Here is a 10,322-nt window from a genome sequence, read left to right as displayed (position 1 = left end):
GGCGGGGGGGGGCGGTGGGGGGGCGGGGGGCTCCGGCCAGCCCCCCCCCGGGGGGGGGGGGGGGCCCGCCGGCGGGGCGGGGGGGGGGGGGGGGGCCCCACCCCCCCCCCCCCCACCCCCGATCCAGATCCATCGACCACCGAAGGCCGGGATCCGCCGACCGCCGGAGGCCGACGCACAGGGCCCCGGAACCGGCGCAGGGGTCCCGGGGCCCGGTCAGGGAGCGGGCCGTCAGGGCCCGCCCGTCGCGGCCGTCACACGCGCCGCAGGACTGCCACCACCTTGCCCAGGATGGTCGCGTCGTCGCCGGGGATCGGCTCGTACGCCGAGTTGTGCGGGAGCAGCCAGACGTGGCCGTCCTCGCGCTTGAAGCGCTTGACGGTGGCTTCGCCGTCGAGCATCGCGGCCACGATGTCACCGTTCTCGGCGACCGGCTGGCGGCGGACCGTGACCCAGTCCCCGTCGCAGATCGCGGCCTCGATCATCGAGTCACCGACGACCTTGAGGACGAACAGTTCACCGTCACCGACCAGTTGGCGCGGGAGGGGGAAGACGTCCTCCACCGACTCCTCGGCCAGGATCGGGCCACCGGCGGCGATACGGCCCACAAGGGGGACGTACGACGCGGCGGGCTTGCCGGCGGTGTCGGTGGGCTGCGCGGAGGCGGCCTGGTCGGAACCGCGCACCTCGTACGCGCGCGGGCGGTGCGGGTCACGGCGCAGGAAGCCCTTGCGCTCCAGTGCCATCAGCTGATGTGCGACCGAGGAGGTGCTGGACAGGCCCACGGCCTGTCCGATCTCCCGCATCGACGGCGGGTATCCGCGTCGCTGCACCGAGTCCCTGATGACCTCGATCACCCGGCGCTGCCGGTCGGTGAGCCCTGAACTGTCGGCCCGGATGCCTGGCGGTCGCCCTGGTAGGGAACGCTTGTGTCCCTCGGGATTCACGGCTTCGTTCATCGCATGCACCGGCTCGAGTCGGCCCTGGGAGCGGTCCTGGGCAGTGATGGTGGCACTGTCTGCGGTGGTGGTCACGTCGGCCCCTCTCGATGGTCTCCCTGCTGGACAACGGTAGTTGCTTTCGAAAGGTTGCGCCAAACACACGTTCGAGTGAAAAACCGTGGATAACCTGACTTGATCATGTGTCTGGGTGTATGGCTGACGCGCTTCCTGGCGGACCAAGGGCCCGAGTTCGTGCTCTTCACCGCCGGGGTGGTGACCTCGTGGGTTGTTGGCCCAGTCTGCCACCCGGCATCCCGTCAACCGGGTACCGGCCCCCATCTGTGCGGGAGTCGCACGTCCTCTCCGTGTGGCGCCCACGGTATCTCCGCATGTGTCGCAGCGGTACGGTCGTGCCCGCCCGTTTCCGGCGTGGCGGGTACAGGCGTACGGCACATGCCAATACGTCCGCGACACGCGCGTTCGGCGTGTTTGGCGAGCCAATCCCCACATCTAGTGGTTGGATTGCGACAGCAGCCCAGAAGTTGTGGTCCCCGGGGTCCTCGAACGCTTGGCGATCGCCTATGCTTGGGGCTGCTTCGAGGGTCCAAAGGGCCCGGCGAGGCCATTGAGTCTGCTGTGAGGAGGGTTGGGAGAACCATGCACTGCCCCTTCTGCAGGCACCCCGACAGCCGTGTCGTCGACAGCCGTACGACCGACGACGGCACGTCGATCCGCCGGCGCCGCCAGTGTCCGGACTGCTCCCGTCGTTTCACGACCGTGGAGACGTGTTCGCTCATGGTGGTGAAGCGGTCCGGAGTCACCGAACCTTTCAGCCGTACCAAGGTCATCAACGGTGTGCGCAAGGCATGCCAGGGACGACCTGTCACCGAGGACGCACTCGCCCAGCTCGGCCAGCGGGTCGAGGAAGCGGTGCGGGCCACCGGAAGTGCCGAACTGACCACCCATGACGTCGGGTTGGCCATACTCGGCCCGTTGCAGGAGCTCGACCTCGTCGCCTATCTGCGATTCGCCTCCGTCTACCGGGCGTTCAACTCGCTCGAGGACTTCGAGGCCGCGATCGTGGAACTGCGGGAAGAGACGCCAGGCCCCGACGCGGACGACGAAGACGCGGAATCGGGGAGCCAAGAGGACGACGGCGGGTCCGGAGGGACTGTTCAGGTCCCCGTGCCCGCCCACTCCGCCGACTGACCGGCGGGCCGGAACCGGGCACAGACCCCGGGTCCGGCCGGGCGGCGGTGGACCAGGACTTGTCGCGGAGCCATGAGCGTTTTGGCGGCCGCGACACCAGACAAACACTCTGCCACGGGAACATCGTGGCATTTCAGGGCGTTTTTGCCTGTACAGGGAGGCGGCATGACAGAGACGGCGAGCGGTCCGGCGCGAGGTTCCCGCACGAAGGGCACCAAGACCACCAAGGGACTGCGCATCGAGCGTATTCACACCACCCCCGGCGTGCATCCCCACGACGAGGTGGAGTGGGAGCGTCGTGACGTCGTCATGACCAACTGGCGCGACGGCTCGGTCAATTTCGAGCAGCGTGGCGTCGAGTTCCCCGCCGAGTGGGCGGTGAACGCGGTCAACATCGTCACCAGCAAGTACTTCCGCGGTGCCGTGGGCACCCCGCAGCGCGAGGTGAGCCTCAAGCAGCTCATCGACCGCATCGTGAAGACGTATCGGAAGGCCGGCGAGGACTACAAGTACTTCGCCTCGCCCGCCGACGCCGAGATCTTCGAGCACGAGCTGGCGTACGCGCTCCTGCACCAGATCTTCAGCTTCAACAGCCCCGTGTGGTTCAACGTGGGCACCCCGCAGCCCCAGCAGGTGTCTGCCTGCTTCATCCTGGCCGTCGACGACTCCATGGAGTCGATCCTCGACTGGTACAAGGAAGAGGGCATGATCTTCAAGGGCGGCTCCGGAGCCGGTCTGAACCTCTCCCGGATCCGCTCCTCCAAGGAGCTGCTGTCCTCCGGGGGCAACGCCTCCGGTCCGGTCTCCTTCATGCGCGGCGCCGACGCCTCCGCCGGAACCATCAAGTCCGGTGGCGCCACCCGCCGCGCGGCCAAGATGGTCATCCTGGATGTCGACCACCCCGACATCGAGGACTTCATCCAGACCAAGGTCAAGGAAGAAGAGAAGATCCGCGCCCTGCGTGACGCGGGCTTCGACATGGACCTGGGCGGCGACGACATCACGTCGGTGCAGTACCAGAACGCCAACAACTCGGTCCGCGTGAACGACACGTTCATGAAGGCCGTCGAGAACGGCGACAAGTTCGGCCTGACGTCCCGCATGACCGGCGAGGTCATCGAGGAGGTCGACGCCAAGCAGCTGTTCCGCAAGATGGCCGAGGCCGCCTGGGCCTGCGCCGACCCGGGCATCCAGTACGACGACACCATCAACCAGTGGCACACGTGCCCGGAGTCCGGCCGCATCAACGGCTCGAACCCGTGCAGCGAGTACATGCACCTGGACAACACGTCGTGCAACCTCGCCTCGCTGAACCTGATGAAGTTCCTCAAGGACGACGGCAAGGGCCACCAGTCCTTCGAGGTCGAGCGCTTCGCCAAGGTCGTCGAGCTCGTCATCACCGCGATGGACATCTCCATCTGCTTCGCGGACTTCCCGACCCAGAAGATCGGCGAGAACACGCGCGCGTTCCGCCAGCTCGGCATCGGCTACGCCAACCTCGGCGCCCTGCTGATGGCGACCGGCCACGCGTACGACTCCGACGGCGGCCGTGCCCTCGCCGGTGCCATCACCTCCCTGATGACCGGCACGTCGTACAAGCGCTCCGCCGAACTCGCCGCGGTCGTCGGCCCGTACGACGGCTACGCGCGCAACGCGCAGCCGCACCTGCGGGTCATGAAGCAGCACTCCGACGCCAACACCACAGCCCCGCGCGCGGACGACCTGGACACGCCGATCTGGGCCGCCGCCACGGAGTCCTGGCAGGACGTGCTGCGTCTTGGCGAGAAGAACGGTTTCCGTAACTCCCAGGCGTCCGTCATCGCCCCGACCGGCACCATCGGTCTCGCGATGTCCTGCGACACCACCGGACTTGAGCCCGACCTCGCGCTGGTCAAGTTCAAGAAGCTGGTCGGTGGCGGCTCGATGCAGATCGTCAACGGCACCGTCCCGCAGGCCCTGCGTCGCATGGGCTACCAGGAGGAGCAGATCGAGGCGATCGTCGCCCACATCGCCGACAACGGCAATGTGATCGACGCCCCGGGCCTCAAGCACGAGCACTACGAGGTGTTCGACTGCGCCATGGGCGAGCGTTCCATCTCCGCGATGGGCCATGTCCGCATGATGGCCGCCATCCAGCCCTGGATCTCCGGCGCGCTGTCCAAGACGGTCAACCTGCCGGAGACGGCGACCGTCGAGGACGTCGAGGAGGTCTACTTCGAGGCCTGGAAGATGGGCGTCAAGGCGCTCGCGATCTACCGCGACAACTGCAAGGTCGGCCAGCCCCTCTCCGCCAAGACCAAGGAGAAGGAGAAGGTCGAGGTCACCGAGAAGGCCGAGGCGACCATCCGCGAGACGGTCCAGAAGGTCATCGAGTACCGCCCGGTCCGCAAGCGCCTGCCCAAGGGCCGTCCCGGCATCACGACGTCCTTCACGGTCGGCGGGGCCGAGGGATACATGACCGCCAACTCCTACCCGGACGACGGTCTCGGCGAGGTCTTCCTGAAGATGTCCAAGCAGGGCTCAACCCTCGCGGGCATGATGGACGCCTTCTCGATCGCCGTCTCGGTCGGCCTCCAGTACGGGGTGCCCCTGGAGACGTACGTCTCGAAGTTCACGAACATGCGCTTCGAGCCGGCCGGCATGACGGACGACCCGGACGTGCGGATGGCGCAGTCGATCGTCGACTACATCTTCCGTCGCCTGGCGCTCGACTTCCTGCCCTTCGAGACGCGGTCCGCGCTCGGCATCCACTCCGCCCCGGAGCGCCAGCGTCACCTGGAGACGGGTTCGTACGAGCCGTCCGAGGACGAGGTCGACGTCGAGGGCCTGGCCCAGTCGGCGCCGCGGACCCAGGAGCTGAAGGCCGTCGCCACGCCGAAGGCCGAGGTCGAGGCGGCCGAGCCCGCTCCGCAGCAGGCGCACACCAGCGCCGAGCTGGTGGAGATGCAGCTGGGCATCCAGGCCGACGCCCCGCTCTGCTTCTCCTGCGGTACGAAGATGCAGCGGGCCGGCTCCTGCTACATCTGCGAGGGCTGCGGCTCGACCAGCGGCTGCAGCTGACGGAGGGCGGGACCCGTCCCGCCTGACAGGCAGTCCGTGACACCACATCTTTAAAGAGGAGGGGCACCGGCCACCTGGCCGGTGCCCCTCCTCTTTGCGTCGCCGTTCCTCGGTCAGGGCTGGTGTGCCTGGCCCATGCTTCTGATGAACGTCGCGGGATCGTCCTCGAAGCCATGGATCCCGGGGCGGAACGTCCAGGTGCCGGAGTCCTCACGCACGAACTCCCCGACGGCCGCCGCCGTCGACCCGAGGACGTCACCGAAGTCGTCCTCGGCAAGGACGGTGTAGCCCTCGCGGATGCGCAGCCCCGGATTGATCACGCCGACGAAGGTCCGGTGCGTCGAGGGCTGTTGGATGACGATGCCGACGACCACGCGCGTGTAGCGGCTGTTGAGCCGGTCGAGCTCCAGCGTCATGACCTCGTCCCAGCCGAAGCCCTTGCCGTCCTTGCTGTCCCGGTTGAGATAGATGGTGCCGTCGGGGGACCTGCTGTCGAAATACACGACATAGGAGGGAACGCCGTACGGATCGCTCTCCAAGTAGGTCGCGGCAACGATGTCCAGATCGGTGGGTGGCTCCCCAGTGGGACTCGGATCCCATTTCAGCCCGACCTCGACCTTGCGGATGCCCTTCTTGAGGCCGTTCACCAGACTTCCCCTTCCCCGTTTCCCGTGTGCCTTCTGCGGCCCGAACTACCGGGCGGACAGGGCCGATTGTCCATCCTGCCACGCGCGCGTGTCCGTGTGCGGACGAGCTGTCCGCCCGAGCGTGACCGGCGCCACGCTCCGTGGCCTTACGATGGCGCGGTGCTGGTCAAGTGGATTCGCTGCACCGTGGTGGACCGCCGCGGCTTCGAGCGCGGGCAGCGAAAGTGGGCGGGGCTTCTGGGGGAGCCGGGGTTTCGGGGACAGGGTGGTGGGTGGAGTCGGCAGAGGCAGGGCGTGGCGCACGTTTTCGCGTTCTGGGAGAGCCGCGCCTTCTACGACTCCTTCATGGCCCGTTCGCACGATCGGCTGGCGTCGGCCCAGGCGGGGACTTTCAAAGATGCCCAGGTCAAGCTCTTCGACTACCGCTTCGATGTGAAGACCGGCTTCGAACCGCGCTTCACGGACGCCGATCTGGTGCGGGTGGCCCTGGCCCGTATTCACGAGGAGCGCGTGGAGAACTTCACGCTGATGCAGGAGAAGGTCTGGAACCCCGCCATGGCCGGCTCGCCGGGCATGATCCGCGGGCTGTTCGGCGAGGCGCCCGGGCACGAGTTCCTGGTGCTGTCCATGTGGCGGCAGGCCGCCGAACACGGCAAGTACCGCACCGAACGGGTGGAGCGGCTTGCTTTGCGCGCCCAGACGGAGGCGGACGTGGCGGCCCTCACGGGCGACATCGTGGAGCTGGAGCCGACCTGGACGGTCTGAGACTGGACGCGTGACACACGCACTCTTGTGGGGCGCATGGTGCGGGAATTGTGTGACCTACGCCGTATGGAGCCCGTACGAGTGCTCGATCTGCTCCCATCCGATCTAGGGTTTTGGCATGGCACGACCACGGCGGATCATCCTTGTCCGGCACGGAGAGTCAACGGGCAATGTTGATGACACCGTGTACGAGCGCGAGCCCGACCATGCGCTCGCGTTGACCGAGCGCGGCTGGCAGCAGGCGGAGGAGACCGGCAAACGGATTCGCGAGGTGCTCGGCCGGGAGCGCGTCAGCGTGTACGTGTCCCCGTACCGCCGCACGCACGAGACCCTGCGCGCCTTCCACCTCGACCCCGACCTCATACGGGTGCGCGAGGAGCCCCGGCTGCGCGAGCAGGACTGGGGGAACTGGCAGGACCGCGACGACGTACGCCTCCAGAAGGCCTATCGCGATGCGTACGGTCACTTCTTCTACCGCTTCGCCCAGGGCGAGTCCGGCGCCGACGTGTACGACCGGGTCGGCGGGTTCCTGGAGAGCCTGTACCGCAGCTTCGAGGCCGCCGACCACCCGACGAACGTGCTGCTGGTGACGCACGGGCTCGCCATGCGGCTGTTCTGCATGCGCTGGTTCCACTGGACGGTCGCCGAGTTCGAGTCGCTGTCGAACCCGGGGAACGCGGAGATGCGGATGCTGGTGCTCGGGGACGACGGCAAGTACGTGATGGACCGGCCGTTCGATCGATGGCGGGATCCGGAGCCGTACGGGGTCACCGGATAGGGTCAGAGGGACATGACCTCTGACTTCTCTCCCAGCGGGCGCCTGGATCGCGCCCTGAACAGTCTGCGCGGCCTGGCGGTCGGGGATGCGTTGGGTTCGCAGTTCTTCGTGCCGGAGAACTACCCGCTGCTGCAGCGCCGCGAGCTGCCCTCCGACCTCTGGCAGTGGACGGACGACACGGAGATGGCGTGCTCCGTGGTCGCCGTCCTGGCCGCCCACCACCGCATCGATCAGGACGCCCTGGCCCGTTCCTTCGCCGTGCACCACGACTTCGACCGGGGGTACGGCCCCGCCGTCAACCGGCTGCTGCGGCTCGTGCGGGAGGGCGGCGACTGGCGCGAGCTCTCCGCCCAGCTCTTCAACGGACAGGGATCCTGGGGCAACGGTGCGGCGATGCGGATCGCCCCCTTGGGCGCCTGGTACGCGGACGACCCGGAGCAGGCGGTCCACCAGGCGGAGATCTCGGCGTACCCCACGCACCAGCACCGTGAGGCCGTGGTCGGCGCCATGGCCGTCGCCGCGGCCGCCGCGCTGGCCGGCGCCCCGGACGGCCCGCCGGGCCCTGAGAAGCTCCTGGACGGCGTCGTGGCGCTCGTCCCGAAGAGCGCCGTCGGCGCCGGACTGCGCCGTGCCCGGGACATGCTCGACTACCGCGACGCGGGCACCGTCGCGGCGGTACTGGGCTGCGGCCGTCGTACGTCCGCCCACGACACCGTGCCCTTCGCGCTCTGGTCGGCGGCTCGGGGCCTCGGGAACTTCGAGCGGGCGTTCTGGACGACCGCACAGGTCGGCGGTGATGTGGACACGACCTGCGCGATCGTGGGCGGGGTGATCGCCGCCGGGAAGGCGGGGGCGCCGCCCGTCGAGTGGGTGGAGCGGACGGAGGCGCTGCCGGACTGGGCGCCGGCGGCGGAATAACGGCTGCCGACGGATCGGGTGGTGGCCTGTCGAGTGGCGGCGCCCTGCAGTGTCCCGCGTCCCTCTCCGGTCGTGAAAACTCTCTGTGTTCGTCGGGAACTCTCCGTGACCGGCCGGGCGTTGTGCTGGCAGATGCTGTGCGGCGTATGGGTCCGCACATGCGGGTGATGTGCCAGGGGTCAGGGGCCGGGGGGTGGTCATGGAGTTTCTGCGCGTGTTGCTTGTGTTGCTCGTGCCGTTGTGCCTGTTGTTCCGGCTGGGGCGGTTGGCCGGACCGGCGTCCTCGCCGTCGGTCCCCCGGACGAGGTCCGGCCATCCGCGGTCCTTCGCGGGCTCGGCCGGGTCAGGCGGCCGTGGGACCCGCCGTTCCGGAGAGTGCTTCCAGGTCGCTCTTGCGGACCCGGATCACGAACCAGGCGGTGGCCAGGGCGAGTACGGCCATCGCGGCGGCCGGAATGAAGGCCGTCGAGATGCCGTGGGCGAGGACCTCGTGCCCCCAGGGCGCCGGGAGTTGGTGCGTCTTGGTGAACTCCGCCTTCTGTTCCGGCGAGCTGTCGGTGAGGAAGGAGGGCAGTTGCTTCTTCGCCTCGTCCCTGCTGGCCGAGCCGAACACCGTCGTCAGAATGGACAGACCGAGCGAACCGCCCACCTGCTGCATGGCGTTGAGAAGTCCGGAGGCCGCGCCCGCCTCGTGCGCGGAGACTCCGGAGACCGCGGTGACCGTCAGCGTCACGAAGTTCAGGCCCATGCCGAAGCCGAACACCAGCATCGGTCCGAGCACGCCGCCGACGTAGGAGCTGTCGGAGCTGATGAGGGTCTGCCAGGCGAGCCCGATCATCGCGAGCGTCGAGCCCACGAGCATGAACGGCCTGGGGCCGAGTACGGGCAGGAACCGCTGCGACAGCCCCGCGCCGAGCGCGATCACGACCGTCACCGGCAGGAAGGCGAGACCGGCCTGGATCGGGGTGTACCCCAGCACGTTCTGCACGAAGAGCACGATGTAGAAGAACATGCCGAACATCGCCGCGGCCAGGCACAGCATGATCACGTACGTCCCCGAGCGATTGCGGTCGGTGAACATCCGCAGCGGGGTGATCGGCTCCTTGGCCCGGGACTCGACGAGCCCGAAGCCGACCAGCAGCACCACGGCCGCCGCGAAGGAACCGATCGTCACGGTGTCCCGCCAGCCCTGGTCCGCCGCGCGGATGAAGCCGTAGACGAGGGCTGCCATGCCGGACGTCGAGGTCAGCGCTCCGGGGAAGTCGAAGCGGCCGGTGTGCCGTTCGGACTCGTTGATGTACATCGGCGTGAGCACGGCGATCAGTACGCCGATGGGCACGTTGACGAAGAGGACCCAGCGCCAGTCGAGCCACTCGGTGAGCATGCCGCCGGCCAGCAGGCCGATGGCGCCGCCGCCCGCGGAGACCGCGGCGAACACACCGAACGCGCGGTTGCGCTCGGGGCCTTCGGGGAACGTGGTGGTGATCAGCGCCAGCGACGTGGGCGAGGCGATCGCACCGCCCACGCCCTGCAGGACGCGTGCGGCCAGCAGTTGCCAGGGTTCCTGGGCGAGACCGCCGAGCAGGGAGGCGAAGGTGAAGAGCAGGATGCCGGACATGAAGACCCGGCGGCGGCCGAGGATGTCGCCGGCCCGGCCGCCGAGAAGCAGCAGGCCGCCGAAGGTCAGCGTGTAGGCGCTCACGACCCAGGTGAGGTCGGTGGTGCTGAACTTGAGAGCGTTTTGAATGTGCGGGAGTGCGATGTTCACAATCGTCGCGTCGAGGACCACCATGAGTTGGCAGGCCGCGATGACGGCGAGCGCTATGCCGGGATGCCCGTCCCGGCGAGCGGCACCGGGCTTCCGTTCTTGGAGCACAGGAGAGGTTGTCACTATGGGTCCCCCACGAGAGTTTTAGTGAACGCTGGCGTTCACTGTCGTGGCAACGGTAGTGAGTCCCCACTAGTGAACGCAAGCGTTCACTTATCTTGGAGTTATGTGGCGGG

General features: G+C 68.2%; 8 protein-coding genes. 5 read left to right on the top strand and 3 right to left on the bottom strand.

Annotated elements, in window-relative coordinates; genetic code table 11:
• Positions 1 to 254 precede the first annotated feature (254 nt).
• Positions 255 to 1,034: a transcriptional repressor LexA gene (gene lexA, locus M2283_RS30980; RefSeq protein ID WP_280879739.1), complete on the bottom strand. Its 780-nt coding sequence runs from the start codon at positions 1,032 to 1,034 to the stop codon at positions 255 to 257.
• Between the two features lie 564 nt (positions 1,035 to 1,598).
• On the opposite strand from lexA, the gene nrdR reads away from it, so the two are divergent.
• Together nrdR and M2283_RS30970 are read left to right on the top strand one after the other, a co-directional pair.
• Positions 1,599 to 2,150, top strand: a complete 552-nt coding sequence (gene nrdR, locus M2283_RS30975; RefSeq protein ID WP_280879738.1) for a transcriptional regulator NrdR — start codon at positions 1,599 to 1,601, stop codon at positions 2,148 to 2,150.
• Between the two features lie 165 nt (positions 2,151 to 2,315).
• Complete coding sequence (locus M2283_RS30970; protein WP_280879737.1) at positions 2,316 to 5,210, top strand: vitamin B12-dependent ribonucleotide reductase; 2,895 nt, start codon at positions 2,316 to 2,318, stop codon at positions 5,208 to 5,210.
• A 113-nt stretch (positions 5,211 to 5,323) separates the two neighbouring features.
• Here the strand turns inward: M2283_RS30970 and M2283_RS30965 are convergent, their stop codons facing one another.
• A complete protein-coding gene (locus M2283_RS30965) occupies positions 5,324 to 5,857 on the bottom strand; it encodes a TerD family protein (RefSeq protein ID WP_280879736.1) in 534 nt (177 codons plus the stop codon).
• A gap of 159 nt (positions 5,858 to 6,016) precedes the next feature.
• Between M2283_RS30965 and M2283_RS30960 the strand changes: the two genes are divergently transcribed.
• From M2283_RS30960 to M2283_RS30950, 3 genes are all read left to right on the top strand, one after another.
• Positions 6,017 to 6,622: a YdbC family protein gene (locus M2283_RS30960; protein WP_123997276.1), complete on the top strand. Its 606-nt coding sequence runs from the start codon at positions 6,017 to 6,019 to the stop codon at positions 6,620 to 6,622.
• 118 nt (positions 6,623 to 6,740) lie between these two features.
• Entirely contained in the window at positions 6,741 to 7,400 is a 660-nt protein-coding gene (locus M2283_RS30955; protein WP_280879735.1) for a histidine phosphatase family protein, read from the top strand.
• Between the two features lie 12 nt (positions 7,401 to 7,412).
• Positions 7,413 to 8,318, top strand: coding sequence for an ADP-ribosylglycohydrolase family protein (locus M2283_RS30950; protein ID WP_280879734.1), 906 nt, complete (start codon positions 7,413 to 7,415; stop codon positions 8,316 to 8,318).
• Positions 8,319 to 8,661: 343 nt separating this feature from the next.
• Here M2283_RS30950 and M2283_RS30945 read toward each other — a convergent pair whose 3' ends face one another.
• On the bottom strand, positions 8,662 to 10,194 hold the full coding sequence (locus M2283_RS30945; RefSeq protein ID WP_432423150.1) for an MFS transporter: 1,533 nt from the start codon (positions 10,192 to 10,194) through the stop codon (positions 8,662 to 8,664).
• Positions 10,195 to 10,322 lie beyond the last annotated feature (128 nt).

Origin of the sequence: Streptomyces pseudovenezuelae, assembly GCF_029892565.1 — a bacterium.
GTDB classification, from domain to species: Bacteria; Actinomycetota; Actinomycetes; order Streptomycetales; family Streptomycetaceae; genus Streptomyces; species Streptomyces pseudovenezuelae_A.
The sequence above is the reverse complement of the archived record's forward strand: the minus strand, read 5'-3'. Positions and strand labels throughout refer to the sequence as shown.

Coding starts and splice junctions, on each gene's coding strand:
- nrdR (WP_280879738.1), top strand. CDS start 1,599: ATGCACTGCCCCTTCTGCAGGCACCCCGACAGCCGTGTCGTCGACAGC.
- M2283_RS30970 (WP_280879737.1), top strand. CDS start 2,316: ATGACAGAGACGGCGAGCGGTCCGGCGCGAGGTTCCCGCACGAAGGGC.
- M2283_RS30955 (WP_280879735.1), top strand. CDS start 6,741: ATGGCACGACCACGGCGGATCATCCTTGTCCGGCACGGAGAGTCAACG.
- M2283_RS30950 (WP_280879734.1), top strand. CDS start 7,413: ATGACCTCTGACTTCTCTCCCAGCGGGCGCCTGGATCGCGCCCTGAAC.